Source organism: Lactobacillus sp. LL6 (genome assembly GCF_007570935.1).
Lineage (GTDB): Bacteria > Bacillota > Bacilli > Lactobacillales > Lactobacillaceae > Lactobacillus.
Map to the genome: position 1 here is coordinate 1,439,769 of NZ_VLLR01000001.1, position 15,172 is coordinate 1,454,940.

Genomic DNA, 15,172 nt, shown 5'->3' on the forward strand with positions numbered 1-15,172 from the left:
AAAAACCCAAGATATTGCATAAAGATGAATTTCCATATAAATTCAAAATCATACAATAACTTGGGTTAATGCCTCTTAAGTAACACACCTAAGTATGTATTATTTAATTTTTTGTCTACTTGTAACTCGCCAAATATGTAAAACAAGGTAAAAACGGTCATCTTGCTTTAAAATCCAGCCCATTTTTGCGTGTAAAAAAGTAGCTATTCTTTCTTCTGTTTCATAAGCATGATGATACTTTATCTTCATGAATGCAAGAAGGGATGAATCAAGTTCTGCGGTGTCTGTTGATTGATTTCTAAGCAACCTTACAAATAAAGCTCGTAAATGAGTAATAAAACGACTATAGTTAAAAGAATCTGTATCTAATGTCATCTGATAATCAAACTGGATAATATTAATAATTCCTTTGATTAATTCTGTAATTTGAATCGTTTCTTGAATTTGACTGTCATTAGAAGAAGCATTTACTAAGTGATAAGTCATTAAGACTTGTTCACTTTTAGGCAAATTAATATCTAATTCTTGATTGATCAACTTAATAACTTCTTTAGAAGTAGCAAATTCTTTAGGAAAAAGATTCTTAACTTCCCAGCGAGTATTATTATCACTTAAATCAATATTATCTTTAACTCTAGTAACGGCAAAATCAATGTGATCTGCCAAAGCTAAATATTGAAAGTCATTAAATTTAATATCCAGTATCGGCTCTACCATCTTAACAACTTGAGTAGTCACATCAAGTGTTTTAGCGCTTATGTCCTGAACCTGATCTAAGTTTATTTGATCATCAGTCGTAACAAACGTGCGCTCAATTTTGGTTTTATCAACTTTATCGCCCTTTTTAAGACCAAAGCCAATCCCTTTGCCAAGAACTACTTCTTCTTTACCATTATCATTTACAATTGCGGCGCTATTATTTAATTGTTTTAGAAAATCCATTCAACGAATCACCTACCTTTTTGCAAAATTAAAAGCCACCATAAATAACCTTAACAAACACGCTTGATTATTTATAGTAGCTAAGACCTGATTTAATCAGTAATCCGCTTCTTTACGTTTACTATAATAGCAATTTGTGTAAGCGGTGTCAATACCGGAGATGTTTTTCTACGTAAAGTCAAGTATATCAAGATGTTTAATTATCTTATTTTGATATATTTGGATTTCTTTGTTTTAATGGTGCGAATTATTTCAATTATGAAAGTACTGCAAAAGACTTCAAAGAAATTACCTCTTTGAAGCTAAGTTAGAGTATAATGAAGCTGATCAGTTAATTACGATTTACGTCTTTGATTTTGTTTGGCGACTTCGTAACTATACAACTGATCATTTTTGATTAGTGCATAAATAGTACGGATTAGCTTATGCACTGAAGCTATTGCAATCTTCTTGAAGCCTTTGCTTTGAGAAGATTTTTTATTTTCATAGTAATCCGCAATATGGCAAGGATTGGTCTTTGAAGCATTGTCTATTTGACCAACTGCCCGATAAAGAATCTTACGTGCAATAGCGTTACCATGTTTAGTGATACCAAGGCGGGAATCCATTTGGCCTGACTGGTATCTGCCCGGATCAATTCCAATAAAAGCATCAATCTTGTTAGGGTTGTCGAATCTCCTGATATCTCCGAGCTCTGCCAAAACACGTACTGCAGTAGTCTGGGCGAAGCCAGGGATACTTGTGAGGATTTCTAGATCACGATTAGGCAGCTTTTTAGATATATCAACCATTTGCTTAAGCCGCTCATCTCTGTCCTGATCAAGCTGGATGAGACGTTGGGCATAGTAAATTACATCGCTGGTTTCAGGACTATCAAGCTCTGCTACGGGATATGCTTTATTGGCAAGTTCTTTTAATCCTTGAGCAATTTTTTGAGCACGTTTGATGCCATAGCCTTTAAAATCCTTGATTTTATTGATAATATCTTCTGCTTCAATCTCTCTGACCGTTTGGCAATGCGGAAATAGTTTAACTAATTCCCAATAATTGCGGTTCTTGGGTGTAGAAACCACTGTTTCAATTTCAGGGAAAGTCAATTGCAAGATACGGTGAAGACGATTCTTGGCACTGACAATGTCGGAAGTCAATTCTTCATAAGAGCGGCTTAAGGCACGCAATCTATGATAATCTTCGGCTTCTTGTTTATTTGCCTTGTGTCTGTTTTGAAGCTGAATTCTGGCTAAATTATAGGCATCTGTTTTGTCGGTTTTATTATGACGAAGTCCCTGATCCATTTCTTTCTTAGCTTTTAAAGGATTAAGGATCACGTAATCATAGCCATAGTCTTCTAGAAACTTCTGCAGTCTTCTTGAATAGACCCCGGTAGCTTCAAAAATGATCTGAGGATGCTTTGAGAATACTGCAAGATTCTTGAGCAGCTCTTTAAATCCAAATGAATCGTTAGAGATCTTAAACTCTTTCCTGGTATCATCCATTAACATACAAATACTGGATTCACGGCTGCTTACATCAATTCCAAAAACAATATCCATCTTCAATACCTCGCTGTTTCTAAGTGATAAAACTGATTTATCCAGGCAGTCAGACTTAATTTTCTAAACTCGGCATCAGGTGCCCACATTCTTCGAGGAAGCTACTAACTGCAAGATAAAACTGCCAGTTTTTTATTCGGCGTCATGCGCCTAAACACCTCTCGGCATATTGTTTTATCACTATTTAAAGTTTACGGCTAAACGAAAAATAGTGAATCAATTATCCCGTCGGATAATCAATCCACTATTAAGCTTAGAATGTTTTTTATATAAAAATCACTATTTTAGTTTATAATTGAAAGTGGTTACAAATTTTGAAAATAGGAGAATAATTATGGCAATTAAATTGATAGCTCTCGATATTGATGGTACATTACTTAATTCTGACGGAGAAATTTTAGGAAGTACTAAAAAAGCAATCACCAGAGCTCTTGATAAAGGGATAAGGGTTGTACTTTGTTCTGGTCGTCCAATTGATGGATTAACTAATTTTCTTAATGAATTAGGAATTAAGGGTTCTGGTGAATATGTTATCACTTTAAATGGTGCACTTATACGTAATACTGATGCTGATATCATCACAGAAAATTTGGTTCCAAATAGTTTCTATCGCGAAATGACGGCTTTTGGTTTAGCTCACAAAATTCCCTTTAACATTGTTGATTCAAATTCTCGCATTATTACCGCAGATCACAATGTTGATCCTATGATTTATCGTCAAGCTTATGAAAATAATGCCCCACTTTATATTCGAACTCCTGACGAAATGCCTGAAGACAATATTCGTATTGCTAAAGGCTGTTATGTAGGTGATGCAGCTTTACTTGATGAATGGGAGCCAGTTATTAAAAAGAAATTTGGAAAAGCACTTAATGTCATGCGAACAGAAAACACATTTTTAGAATTATTGAATAAAGCAGTTAATAAAGGTGCAGCTCTTAAAATTTTGGCAGAAAAATTAAATCTTAGTTCTGATGAGGTGATGGTCATCGGAGATGAAAGAAATGACATTGAAATGTTTAATTATGCTGGTACCTCTGTTTGCATGGGAAATGGTCAAGAAGATGCAAAAAAGGCAGCAGATTATGTAACTGGGTCTAATGATAGAGATGGAATCGCAGAAGCTTTTGAAAAATTTGTATTTTAAAAAAGAATGGTTTAATCATCATGACTAAACCATTCTTTTTTTGCTATTTCATATTTTCTGCTGGCCAAACATATTCTTCAAAGTGTGGCCTACTATCTTCAAACGTAAGCTTTACAAAGCTTGCATTGCCAAATCCAGCAAAATCCTTCTTTTCAGTAAATTCACGTACATATTTTGCTAAAATATCGCCATGCCCTACTACAAGTGCTGTTTCACCATCTTGCATCCCATACAAAATCTCAACAATTGCACGTTTCATTCTAGCTATAACATCTTCATTTTTTTCCATAGTTGGATCAATATTTTCATTACCATAATTCCAAGGAAGCAAAAATTCATCTCGTCCCTCAAAAATACCGTAGCATTTTTCACGCAAATCTTTAAGCCGCACATAATTCATCTTATGAGCAGTAATAATTTCTAAAGTATCACTTGCACGCTCTTGAGTTGAAGAAAAAGCTTTATCAAATTTGACGCCATTTTTAATGAAATAATCCCGTGTCATTTCAACTTGGCGAATTCCACGTTCATTTAAAGGTGAATCGCATTGCCCTTGTACCTTATGATAAAAATTGAAATACGTTTGACCATGTCGAACTAGATAGATAGTTTTTGTCATAATTTTCCTCCGATAGGTTAGATTCAATGCTTCTATCCTATCAGAAAGTCGCCTTTATCAGCAACTAATCTAAAAGTTTTACATGATAATTTTTAAAAGCAGCTAACGAATTCCAATTAACATCTTGTTCTAAATTTAATTTTGTTTCTGCATTAACTATAGTTTCTTCTTTCAAATCCATATTTTTTCTCACTTGATTTGAAACTCGTTGTAATTCTGCAGTAGGAGCAACTTGCATAGCAACTTTCTCAATCCATGCATCATGAGCATGAATATATCCATCTTCAATTTTATTTAAAGCTGGTTTGTATTTTAATCCAACTTCAATTATTTTATCCATTGGAAAGTTTGTCTTAACTTCTTTATTAATTATTTGGGAGACTTTTTGATAGTAATGAATTGAAGTTACGTTAAGTAATTTTTTTACTATACTAAAAATTATCTGTCTTTGTCTCATTTGTCGACCATAATCACCTTTTGGATCATCATAACGCATTCTAGAATAATCGAGAGCTTGTGTACCATTCAAATGCATCTTTCCTTTTTTAAACTTAGTATGATAAGTGAAATTAAATGGTACTTCAACATCTACTCCACCAATTTCATCAACTAAATTTTTAACAGTTTTCATATTTACTTCCATATAATAATTAACTGGTACATTTAAAAGCGAAGAAACTGTTTTTGAGGCTGTTTTTGAACCTCCAACTTGATAAGCAGAATTAATCTTAAACCAAAATTTTTTATTCTTCTGTTCAATTTGCACTAATAAATCTCTTGGAATTGAAGTTATAGTTATTTTTTCTTTTTTGGGATTTAACGTTACCAAAATCATCGTATCAGAATTTCCTTTATCATGTCTTCCCTCAATACCTTGATCTACTCCAAGTATCAAAAACGAAATTGGCTTTTGACTTGCTAATGTTTGTGGAATATTTTTCTTATTTATATTTTGATGATTCTGAATAGCAAAAAATCCCAAAATAACAAACATACTCAAAAAAATAATTACTACAATTGATTTTTTAAACTTAATTTTACTCACCAATACTTTCTTTAATTAAATCAGCGTATTCAGTTTGAGCTTCAGGTTTAAGATGAATCCCATCACTATAAAGTTTATCTTGATTTTTACTTGCCACAGCAGCCCAATTAATTACATGAACATTTTTATTTTCTTCAGCTAATTGAGTAATAACTTCATTAACTTGATCCTGCCATTGTAAGTGGGTACCATATGAATTTACCCAAAAAATTTGACGATTTTTACCAATTGTATTAATTAATTTTTGCCCTACTTCCTTAGTGAATGGTCCATTTGTTCCTAAAGCTAAAACAACAAGTTTATGAAGTTTATTTTCTTTTTTTAAATTTTCAATAATGCTTTGGGTTTGAACTACTTGACGTCCTTCTTTTGAATCAATATCGATTTCATTGAACTTCTCTTTTAATTCAGGAGCCGCCCCAAGACTCACAGAGTCACCAATTAAAGTAACTGCTTCTTTTTTTAAAGAGTATGCTTCTTTTTTCTTTTTGTCATGTTTTAGTGATTTTTGGTTATTTTCTAAACTAGCCTTTAAATTATTTTGCTGCTGAACTTCTGGTGAACGATTAACCATGTATTGCCCACAAGCTAATGCTAAAATTGCTATAACTGCTAAAGATAATAAATATTTAAGTTTCATTTTTAAAATTAACACTCCTTGTTTAGTAACCGTCTTTAATAAAAATGCAAAAGCATTTGTTAAAATAATAATTAGTAAGCATAACAATAAATCAATTTTGCGAGTTTTATTGTAAAAGAAAAATATAATTGGATAGTGAACTAAATAAATTTCAAAACTATAACTACCTATTAATTCCAAGATTGAATTATTTAAAATTGGAACCTTTTTTTCACTATTTATTACAATCCATAAAAATGTTGCAATTATTACATCAATTATTAGCATTCCTCCCTGATAGATGTATCCTTTATTTCCATCAACTAAGAAAAATGCTATTAAAATTAAAATACCCAAAAAGGAAAAAATATTTTTTTGATTCTTAATTCGAACTGCACCATTTTGCAAATATAATGCACCGAGCAAATTTCCAATCAAAAAAGAAAATAATCTTGTATCAGTTCCATAATAGACTCTTGATGGGTCACTTCCTGGCTTATACATCACAAACATCAATGCAGCTGATAAAATAATTCCACCAACTAAAAACCAACTGCCAGCAGAAACTGACTCTTTTTCAATTAATGTTTTATGAATAAAGAAAATTAAGGGCCACAGTAAATAAAATTGCATCTGAACCGATAAATACCATAAATGTGTAAAAGGAGAGCCAGACGTCATTTTTGCAAAATAAGATTTATTTTCAAAAATTTGATACCAATTATTATATGAACCAATTGTACTCACACCTTCAGAAAAAATGTGCTGAATTCCTGTTGGCATAAAGGTAACAAAGAAAATCGTACAAACTATTAATAAAATTAACAGACTAGGGTATATTCTTTGAATTCTTTGCCAATAAAATTTACCTACATTTTGGTCTAGCTTTCTCATTGTAGTAATATAAATTAAAAATCCACTCATAATGAAAAAGATAGACACTCCAATAAATCCACCCTTAAAAATTTCAGGATAAAGATGATAGAAGAAAATTGCAATAATTGCAATTCCTCTTAATCCTCCGAGACCTTGAATCATCTTACTTTCTTGCATAATTAAAACCTTTCTAAGTTGATGTTGTTACTGTAACATGTCATAATCTTAAAAAGTATTTTTTGTCATACTAGCTTTTTCAATCTCTCAAATAGTCATTAAGGATATTCATTTAAGACAAAAAATTGTTATTAAGGACAAGATAATATCTATAGGCAATAATCATTTACAATATTTTTAAGGAGAAATTATGATACAAAAAATTATTATTTGCGATGATGATGAATTTACTTTAAAAATAGAACAAAATTATTTATCTACTATAATAAAAAACAAGCAACTTAATTTTGAAATCGTTGCTTGTTTAAGAAACTATAAGGAATTATCAACTTTTTTAGAAAATACCTCTGAATCATTTATTTATTTTATGGATTTAGATTTTGGTGATAATCATTTCAATGGAGTTGATATATCTCATTATGTTAGACAATATGATGAAAATGCTAAGATAATTTTTGTTACTAGTCATTCTGAAGAAGTCTTTCAAGTTTTAAAAAGTGGTGTTGAGCCATTTGGCTTTATTGAAAAAACTATCAATCAACAAAAAATGCTAGAGGAATTTGAACATTATCTACTCTTAATTGAAAAAGCTAATGCTCAAATTAGATCCACATCAGCCTCTAAGTCAAGTAACGGATTACAAATTCCAATTGGAATTGATGAATATGTATTTTTGCCCTTTGAAAAAATCACTTATATTGAAACTGCTCTGGAAAAGGCACACCATATTTACTTTCATACAATAGATAATTCTCAATTAATTATCCGTTGGAGTTTAACTAAAGTAGCAGAAAAACTACCAGATAATTTTATACGCTGTCATCGTTCTACAATTGTAAATAAAGATTACATTGTCAACATGAATCACGGAGACTTACGCTTATCCAGTGGTGATACTATTCCTTATTCAAGAAAATATACCAAAATTTTAAAAGAGGTTCTCAATAATGCTTAATAACGTTATATCTTTTCAAAGTTTATTAATTCAAGGGATCGGGCAAATTTTAACATATTACGGATACGTTATTCTTTTAATTATACTGGCACATTTAGGTGAACTTTTTAAAAGATTAAAATTGCCTTTACTTATCATTTCAAGTATAGGGGCAATTTATTTTCAATTACAATTTGGTAGCTATTTTGATATAGGAATGTCAGTTGTTTTTTCATTTACATTAACAGCAGAATTATTTTTATTAAAAATTCCTAGCTTTTCAAAATATGATTATGGTTATATTTTTCTTACATTATTATTTCCCGATAGAATTTTTAGTTCAGCTTTATCCGTATTAGGCTATTCTTTAGTTTTTGCGGTTTTAATTTTTGTATTGCCAATGCTAATCAAATTGCATCAACAAAAACTTAAAAATCATATGTTAGAAATTTGTTTCTCGTATATTTATCTTTCACTAACAGCTTACATATTAAAATTATGTTCAAATATTACTACTTTACAACTCAATTTACCTTTTCGATTACTTCGCTATTTACCATTTATCTTTGAATTGATAACAAGTACAATCATAATCTGCTTAACTTATATTCTCGGCAAACATTTCAAAAAATTCTTATTACGTTTAAAATATGCTAATTTACAATATCCTAAAGTTAGTATTTGGAGTTATCTTTTGGTAATTTTTACAACCCTGCTTCTTTTTGGACTTAATTTTATTTCAATCATTATTACACATAATGTTGATAATATCTTGATCAGCTTTATTCCAATTTTTGGAATAATTCTTTTAACTATTGAACTAGCTTTTATTTGCTTAGGATTATATCTTTTATATTATCGCCAGCAATTATCACAAGTTAACTCTATTATAAAAAGTGAAAATACAGAAGAAACTTTAATGAACTTAAGAAAGGTTCGCCATGACATTAAAAATCTCTTTTTTACCATGGGAAGCTTTATCAATCAAAGTTCTGATGAAACATTAAAAGAATATTTTTGGAATGAAATTTATCCTTTTGCTGAACAAGAAATTTCTAAAAGTAAAATTATTCAAGAATTTTATCAAATTCCTGTATTACCATTAAGGTCACTTCTACAAGTTAAATCTACACAAATCATTGATCAAAAGATAAAATTTGATGTAAACATTAATATTAAACATTTTTTCTTAGGTATAGAAATAATTGATTTATCAAGAATATTAGGAATTTTAATTGATAATGCAATTGAAGAAAGCAAACAATTAAATGATGGTGAAATAAGTTTATCAATTAAAGAAATAGATAACGAAATTTCTTATATTATAAAAAATAAAGTGCATGTTGGATTTTCAATGGAAAATATCTTACAGCACAAAACAAGTAAAGTAGGGCATCATGGATTAGGACTTCAAATTGTACAAGATATAGTCAATAATTATAGTAATCTTAATCTTAATACCTTCAAAAATGGTAATTATTTAATCCAAGCAATAAATATTGAAAAATAAAAATGAAACGAATCAACGTTTCATTTTTTTAAACTTCAAATCCAGTATTATACTTGCTACTATTCACTACAAAACTTGGCACACTTACATAGTGCATGGAATAGACATTTCCTACTTTTGAAATACTGAAGCCATAATAATTGTAGTCCCCATCATGTTTTGAACCTTGAGTATTAAATAAATCACCTGCATGTTCCCATTCACGATAATATGATTTATTTTTTCGATCAAGTTCAGTTGCACCAGTATAACCAAAAATCATCTGCTTGATACCGAAATAAATATTTTTCTTCATTTCTGTCATTGTCATCTTACCATTAAGATGAGCAAATCCAGCCATATCTTCTACGTAATTGTCATCTAAATTTAAGCCATTATTTTTATATGCACGTACAATTCCAGCTACATAATGGTCGCCATCTTGGATACCATGTTTGTCTGCTTGATATTCAGTTGCAATATCATCTGCTAATTTCTGCGCACCTTTACTATAGATCCATGGCTTTAAACCTAAATCTTTTCTTGCATCATTAATAAGACGTAAACTGAACTTAGTAAGCTCCTGCTTTTGGCTTGCAGTTAAGTTAGCAGGATCAACTTTAGTTTGATTATCTTTTTTACTTTCAGCTAATTTAACTCTACTAAAGTTATTATCATTCATCCCTTTCATGGATGCCTTAATAAAACTGCTACTTGGTTTACCTTTATATGCTTTAAGAAGAGCTGATTTAGTATAACCTTTAGGAAGTTTAATAGTAGCTTGTTTATATTGAACATTTTTAATTAAATTTGCATTTTTAGCTAAAATATAATGAGAATTATCTCCAATTTTATAAGCTAGATACTTTTTTCCTGAAATTTTTAAATATTTTGTTGCAGTATAGGAATATTTTTTGTTAGGACTTGCATAGTACTTAGATTTTTTAGCCGTTGAAGTATATAAACGAACTTTTTTAGTTCCTTTAACTTTTAAATATTTCTTTGTTGCAGCTTGAACTGTTTGAATATTAGGATTTGTATTTTTATTAAAATTTACACATCCTACAGTCATCAGCGCACTAATAATTGCAATTGTAATTTTTTTATGCATATTTTTCACCTTCTATACTAATAATAAAATTTTATAAAAAAACGCCTTCCAATGGAAGACGTCTTAGATTGTAATCTTATTAGTACCAACCGTTTGCTTGCCAGAAGCTTTGAGCTGCAGTCCATGAACCATAACGGGACTTAACATAGTTGTCAGCTACTCTTTCTTGGTTAGCTGCTGAATAGTCACCATTCAAGTATGAAGCTGATAATTGGTATTTACCAATATATTGACCGTTAGTTGCTGAGTATGAACCACCTGATTCACGACTAGCAATCCAAGCCTTAGCACTAGCTTCTGAGCCAGTAGCATTTGAAGTGTAGTTTGATGATTGAGTTTGTGTTTGAGTTGCTGCAGGTGCTGAGTAAGTTTGAGTCTGTTGTGCTTGAGTAGCAGCAGGTTGCTCTACTTGTGCAGTTTGAGCAACAGTATTAGTTTCAGTATTTTGTGACTTAGTTACCTTTTTGGTTTCAGTTTCAACTTTAACCCATTGATTCTTACCTAAGTCGTACCACTTATTACCTTGTGCGTCGTAAGCAGTCTTAATAACTTTCCATGAAGTATTAGCTGATAAAACTTGACCAGTTGCTACTGGGTTTTCGTAATTGTTGTAAACAGTAGTTGACTTGTTAGTAGTGTATACTGCTGCGTCATTTGCAACAACAGCAGCTTGTACATCATTTGAGTTCATATTATTTACTGCAACTAAACCAGTTACTGAAAGTGCAGCAGCTGCAATTGATTTACCTAAGATAGAATTGATCTTCAAAAAAAGTCTCTCCTTAAACATAAAAAATAAATTGATGAGTGAATAATCACTCAATAAATATTTGTATCATTCAATTGACATGCTATATAATACAATGTAAAAATTTCAGAACTATAACAGAATTATCACTCAAGTGTTAAGAAATTATTACTAAATGTGTCACTTTTGTAACATTTGTAATATTTATGTCATTTTATTTTAGCTAATAAAATCAGCCTTAATCATTGATTTATAAGCATTTATTTAAGTAAAAGCACACACGTTCGCAGTATATTTGGATAACTTCAAACTGCTAATTTTGCAATATTTCTATTATCGAAAATATGTTTCCCTCTAAAAAATTAATGAAAGATTTATACCTCAAATAAGGAATTAAATATGGAATTTTTAACTTGAAAGACTATAATATAGATAGATTTTTAAAAAGTGAGGAATAATCATGACTAAATACGTTGTAAAGTTAAATGAAGAAGATATGCAAATGATTAAGGATTGTCACTCAAAGAACCCTTCAATTATGAAGGCTATGAATGAAGCCAAAAAAGAAGACTAAACAAAAAGCGACTTAATTGATGCATCCATTTGGAATTATGTCAACTAAGTCGTTTTTTATTACTAAGATTCTTTTATATACTTACTTAAAAGTCCTGTTCTAAAGAATTTACATCTTCTAAAAAATCTGCAATCAATGTTAATTCTTGCGTGCTATATTTTTTCTTGATTTTGTCAATTACAGTTTTCCTCATTTCACAATGCATTTCATCATGAGCTTTAGCCACCTCTAACCCGTCATCAGTTAGTTCATAATAAATGTTTTTCCTATTAGTTTCTTTTTTATGGGTAGTAATCAACTTATATTTAAGCAAGTTTTTACTAGCACGTGTGATGGCTCCCCTTGTAACATTAATATTGCAAGATAATTCCATCCCTGTTTGAGGACCTTTTTCAAGGCTAGAGAGCATGTGCAAAGCAACAATTGATAGCTTACTAATAATTATTTTCAATTTACAATTATCTAAATGTTCACTAATCCAATTTTGTTCATGAGAAGAATGGGCATTTTGCGCATTTTCTCTCATAACTTTAATTGCTTCATAAATTCGTTGCTCTGAAGCCATAATCTTTACCTCACTAGTTTTTTCTCTATTATACTAGAATTTTGGTGCTTTTGCTTGAGCGTCTTGTAATGCTTTTTCCAAAATTTCTTGACGCTTTTCAGGATTTTCATCTGCTCCTTCAATAAAAATGTTATCTATATCATTGATTCCATAAAAATTAAGCATCTTAGTCAAGTAGACACTTCCAAGATCCATCATTGGATTTGCATCTTCTGAATGATATTTACCACCTGCTGCTTGAATGTGCATAGCTTTTTTACCAGTTAAAAGACCTACAGCTCCTTCAGGAGTATATTTAAAAGTCTTACGTGCAATTGCCGTTAAATCAAGATATTGCTTCATTTCTGCTGGCAAGAAGTGATTGTACATTGGATTGATGAAAATGTACTTATCAGCTGAAATAAATTCATCAAGCCATTCATCATGTTTCTTAATAGTTTCTTTTTCTTCATCAGTCATTTCTTGACCAAACTTTTGCTTCTTCCAAGCAATCATCGTTACATCATTTAAAGCAGGAACACCTTCCTCAGTGAACAAGTCACGAATAACCACTTCATCATTTGGATGACTCTTTTTATAATCTTCAACAAATTCTTTTCCAACTGTTAAAGATAAACTATTATCAATGTGTGGGTGTGCTTGAATTACTAAAACTTTTGTCATAATTATTACCTTCTTTATATATTTTTTGTTTTCGCTTTTTGTTGCTTATCAACTTTATGCATATATCTTACTTTTAGTTTTGTTGTTTGTCAACATTTTTAGCTAAAAAATTAAATTATTTAGTATCTTGCGCTTTTTCTTTTATAATGAAAGAATGGAGGTAAAATTTCATGGATAAAATTATTGTACGTTTCGCTAAATTTTTACATACTTTACGAACCATTACATTAGGACTAATGGGTATATTTTTAATATTACTATTATTTAGAGAACTAATTCCTATTAGTCAGCAACTTTTTTCAATTCCGATTTCAAAAAATAATGAACAAATTTTAGATGAAATCATTGTATTCTTCTTATTCTTTGAATTTGCAGCTTTAGCAATTGCGGCCCTGAGGCACAAAGGTCATACTAGTATTGAATTCTTGATGGAATTAGGAATTACGGCTTTAGTTAGAAGTTTATTAACTGCACATAATAATGTATTAGATACTTTAGGTACTTCTATTTCCATCTTGCTGATTATTATAGCTATGGTACTTTATCATAAATTCGGTAATAATGAGCAATGAAAAAAACATGTTTTTATAGTAACCTATAGAATTAAAAAATCTTTTATCTTTCACCATAAATAACAAAAAGAAAATTTAGGAATGTCTATTATCAGTATAATTTTAATAATTATTTCTTTAACCTGTTTATTAATATTCAAAACTAAGAAAAACAAACTCTCTCTTACACTCGCCTTCATTTTTCTTATAATCGGTTTATTACTACTAATCACATCCCTCATCACATTTTTCAATATGAACTAAAAAACTGCTATCCCTCACAGGACAGCAGTTTTTACTATTTATAAAATGTTTCATTTACAGCTTGCGTAATTGCAATCTTAACATGTGCATATGAAAGTCCACCTTGAATATACAAACGATATGGTGGACGAAGTGGACCATCTGATGATAACTCAATAGTTGAACCTTCAGTAAAACTTCCAGAAGCCATTACAACTTCATCTTCATAACCATCTTGGTGATATGGAATCGGATCCACAAAAGAATTCATTGGTGAATAGTGCTGAATTGCAGCACAGAATTTAACCATTGGGTCAGCTTTACCGAATTCTACTGTTTGCACAATATCGGTTCTTGGATCACTCCACTTAGGTGATACATTCATTCCCATTTCTTCACATAAGGCAGAAGTATAAATCATCCCTTTTAAAGCTTCGCCAGTTGTATGAGGTGCCATGAAGAAACCTTGATAAAAGTCACGTAAGTAACCCCAAGTAGCACCTTCACCTTTGCCAGCACCGGGTACATTTAAGCGAGAGCCTGCTCCATCAATTAAATCTTTTCTACCAACTAAAAAGGCTCCGCCTTTAACAATTCCAGCGCCTGCATTCTTGAAAAGGGACCCTGCAATAAGGTCTGCCCCATAAAAAGTTGGCTCTTCAGTTTCAGAAAATTCACCATAGCAATTATCAACAAAGATATTTACATCAGGACGAACTTCCTTGATAAACTTAAGCATCTTCTTGATTTTTTCCATGGTAAAACTCTTACGCACTGCATAACCAAGTGAACGTTGAAGTGCGATTACTTTAATTGAAGGATCCATAATATCCTTCTTAGCTTGTTCATAATCAACTTCTCCATCTTTAAGTTCAGTGGCTTTAAAATTAATGCCCCATTCTTTCATATTACCAGACTTATTACCAGCTAAGCCAATAACTTCTTGAATAGTGTCATATGGAGTGCCTGTTAAGTAATAAAGTGTGTCGCCTGGTCTAAGCATACTAAATAACCCCACAGAAATAGCTTGCGTAGCTGATGAAAATTGTGAACGCACAAGGGCATCTTCAGCTTTAAAATAATCTGCATAGATTGCTTCAATCTTGTCACGACCAATATCATCATAGCCATAGCCTGTTGAAGGAACTAAATCTTCTTCACCTACATGGTGTTTTCTAAATAAGTTCAATACACGTTGTTGATTGTATAAAACTTGCTCATCAATTTCTTCAAGTCGTGGTTGAATCTTTTCTTCAACTTTAGCAACTTTTTCTTGTAATTCTTGTGGTAAATCTTCTTTCCATGAAAATGCCATT

General features: G+C 30.9%; 14 protein-coding genes. 4 read left to right on the forward strand and 10 right to left on the reverse strand.

Features of this window, described 5'->3' with window-relative positions:
* Nucleotides 1-99 precede the first annotated feature (99 nt).
* The gene (locus FOD82_RS06800; protein WP_144355720.1) at nucleotides 100-942 is read right to left on the reverse strand and encodes a PRD domain-containing protein; all 843 of its coding nucleotides are present in this window, start codon (nucleotides 940-942) and stop codon (nucleotides 100-102) included.
* Between the two features lie 335 nt (nucleotides 943-1,277).
* Complete coding sequence (locus tag FOD82_RS06805) at nucleotides 1,278-2,495, reverse strand: IS110 family transposase (RefSeq protein WP_144355721.1); 1,218 nt, start codon at nucleotides 2,493-2,495, stop codon at nucleotides 1,278-1,280.
* A gap of 334 nt (nucleotides 2,496-2,829) precedes the next feature.
* On the opposite strand from FOD82_RS06805, the gene FOD82_RS06810 reads away from it, so the two are divergent.
* The gene (locus tag FOD82_RS06810; RefSeq protein WP_144355722.1) at nucleotides 2,830-3,642 is read left to right on the forward strand and encodes a Cof-type HAD-IIB family hydrolase; all 813 of its coding nucleotides are present in this window, start codon (nucleotides 2,830-2,832) and stop codon (nucleotides 3,640-3,642) included.
* A 43-nt stretch (nucleotides 3,643-3,685) separates the two neighbouring features.
* On the opposite strand, the gene FOD82_RS06815 is transcribed toward FOD82_RS06810, so the two are convergent.
* From FOD82_RS06815 to FOD82_RS06825, 3 genes are all read right to left on the reverse strand, one after another.
* Entirely contained in the window at nucleotides 3,686-4,261 is a 576-nt protein-coding gene (locus FOD82_RS06815; protein WP_144355723.1) for a histidine phosphatase family protein, read from the reverse strand.
* Nucleotides 4,262-4,325: 64 nt separating this feature from the next.
* Nucleotides 4,326-5,306: an LCP family protein gene (locus FOD82_RS06820; protein WP_144355724.1), complete on the reverse strand. Its 981-nt coding sequence runs from the start codon at nucleotides 5,304-5,306 to the stop codon at nucleotides 4,326-4,328.
* Nucleotides 5,299-6,978 carry an acyltransferase family protein gene (locus FOD82_RS06825; protein WP_144355725.1) on the reverse strand — a complete coding sequence of 560 codons (1,680 nt, stop codon included), beginning with the start codon at nucleotides 6,976-6,978 and terminating at the stop codon, nucleotides 5,299-5,301. Before FOD82_RS06825 ends, FOD82_RS06820 begins: the two co-directional genes overlap by 8 nt.
* A gap of 190 nt (nucleotides 6,979-7,168) precedes the next feature.
* On the opposite strand from FOD82_RS06825, the gene FOD82_RS06830 reads away from it, so the two are divergent.
* Nucleotides 7,169-7,933: a LytTR family DNA-binding domain-containing protein gene (locus tag FOD82_RS06830; RefSeq protein WP_144355726.1), complete on the forward strand. Its 765-nt coding sequence runs from the start codon at nucleotides 7,169-7,171 to the stop codon at nucleotides 7,931-7,933.
* Nucleotides 7,926-9,422 carry a GHKL domain-containing protein gene (locus FOD82_RS06835; RefSeq protein ID WP_144355727.1) on the forward strand — a complete coding sequence of 499 codons (1,497 nt, stop codon included), beginning with the start codon at nucleotides 7,926-7,928 and terminating at the stop codon, nucleotides 9,420-9,422. The genes FOD82_RS06830 and FOD82_RS06835 overlap by 8 nt, the downstream gene beginning before the upstream one ends.
* Before the next feature lie 28 nt (nucleotides 9,423-9,450).
* Here the strand turns inward: FOD82_RS06835 and FOD82_RS06840 are convergent, their stop codons facing one another.
* From FOD82_RS06840 to FOD82_RS06860, 4 genes are all read right to left on the reverse strand, one after another.
* Complete coding sequence (locus tag FOD82_RS06840) at nucleotides 9,451-10,512, reverse strand: SEC10/PgrA surface exclusion domain-containing protein (protein WP_144355728.1); 1,062 nt, start codon at nucleotides 10,510-10,512, stop codon at nucleotides 9,451-9,453.
* 79 nt (nucleotides 10,513-10,591) lie between these two features.
* Nucleotides 10,592-11,281: an SLAP domain-containing protein gene (locus tag FOD82_RS06845; RefSeq protein WP_144355729.1), complete on the reverse strand. Its 690-nt coding sequence runs from the start codon at nucleotides 11,279-11,281 to the stop codon at nucleotides 10,592-10,594.
* A gap of 638 nt (nucleotides 11,282-11,919) precedes the next feature.
* A complete protein-coding gene (locus FOD82_RS06855) occupies nucleotides 11,920-12,399 on the reverse strand; it encodes a transcriptional regulator (protein ID WP_144355731.1) in 480 nt (159 codons plus the stop codon).
* Between the two features lie 33 nt (nucleotides 12,400-12,432).
* Nucleotides 12,433-13,062 carry an FMN-dependent NADH-azoreductase gene (locus tag FOD82_RS06860; RefSeq protein ID WP_144355732.1) on the reverse strand — a complete coding sequence of 210 codons (630 nt, stop codon included), beginning with the start codon at nucleotides 13,060-13,062 and terminating at the stop codon, nucleotides 12,433-12,435.
* A gap of 170 nt (nucleotides 13,063-13,232) precedes the next feature.
* Between FOD82_RS06860 and FOD82_RS06865 the strand changes: the two genes are divergently transcribed.
* Nucleotides 13,233-13,634 (forward strand): phosphate-starvation-inducible PsiE family protein, encoded by a 402-nt coding sequence (locus tag FOD82_RS06865; RefSeq protein WP_144355733.1) that lies wholly within the window; start codon nucleotides 13,233-13,235, stop codon nucleotides 13,632-13,634.
* 277 nt (nucleotides 13,635-13,911) lie between these two features.
* On the opposite strand, the gene FOD82_RS06870 is transcribed toward FOD82_RS06865, so the two are convergent.
* Nucleotides 13,912-15,171, reverse strand: coding sequence for a methionine gamma-lyase family protein (locus FOD82_RS06870; RefSeq protein WP_144355734.1), 1,260 nt, complete (start codon nucleotides 15,169-15,171; stop codon nucleotides 13,912-13,914).
* Nucleotide 15,172: the final 1 nt, after the last annotated feature.

What these genes read in the sequence shown, in the direction of transcription:
- FOD82_RS06800 (WP_144355720.1), bottom strand. Translation starts at nt 942, where the DNA reads ATGGATTTTCTAAAACAATTAAATAATAGCGCCGCAATTGTAAATGAT.
- FOD82_RS06805 (WP_144355721.1), bottom strand. Translation starts at nt 2,495, where the DNA reads ATGGATATTGTTTTTGGAATTGATGTAAGCAGCCGTGAATCCAGTATT.
- FOD82_RS06810 (WP_144355722.1), top strand. Translation starts at nt 2,830, where the DNA reads ATGGCAATTAAATTGATAGCTCTCGATATTGATGGTACATTACTTAAT.
- FOD82_RS06815 (WP_144355723.1), bottom strand. Translation starts at nt 4,261, where the DNA reads ATGACAAAAACTATCTATCTAGTTCGACATGGTCAAACGTATTTCAAT.
- FOD82_RS06825 (WP_144355725.1), bottom strand. Translation starts at nt 6,978, where the DNA reads ATGCAAGAAAGTAAGATGATTCAAGGTCTCGGAGGATTAAGAGGAATT.
- FOD82_RS06830 (WP_144355726.1), top strand. Translation starts at nt 7,169, where the DNA reads ATGATACAAAAAATTATTATTTGCGATGATGATGAATTTACTTTAAAA.
- FOD82_RS06835 (WP_144355727.1), top strand. Translation starts at nt 7,926, where the DNA reads ATGCTTAATAACGTTATATCTTTTCAAAGTTTATTAATTCAAGGGATC.
- FOD82_RS06840 (WP_144355728.1), bottom strand. Translation starts at nt 10,512, where the DNA reads ATGCATAAAAAAATTACAATTGCAATTATTAGTGCGCTGATGACTGTA.
- FOD82_RS06855 (WP_144355731.1), bottom strand. Translation starts at nt 12,399, where the DNA reads ATGGCTTCAGAGCAACGAATTTATGAAGCAATTAAAGTTATGAGAGAA.
- FOD82_RS06860 (WP_144355732.1), bottom strand. Translation starts at nt 13,062, where the DNA reads ATGACAAAAGTTTTAGTAATTCAAGCACACCCACACATTGATAATAGT.
- FOD82_RS06865 (WP_144355733.1), top strand. Translation starts at nt 13,233, where the DNA reads ATGGATAAAATTATTGTACGTTTCGCTAAATTTTTACATACTTTACGA.
- FOD82_RS06870 (WP_144355734.1), bottom strand. Translation starts at nt 15,171, where the DNA reads ATGGCATTTTCATGGAAAGAAGATTTACCACAAGAATTACAAGAAAAA.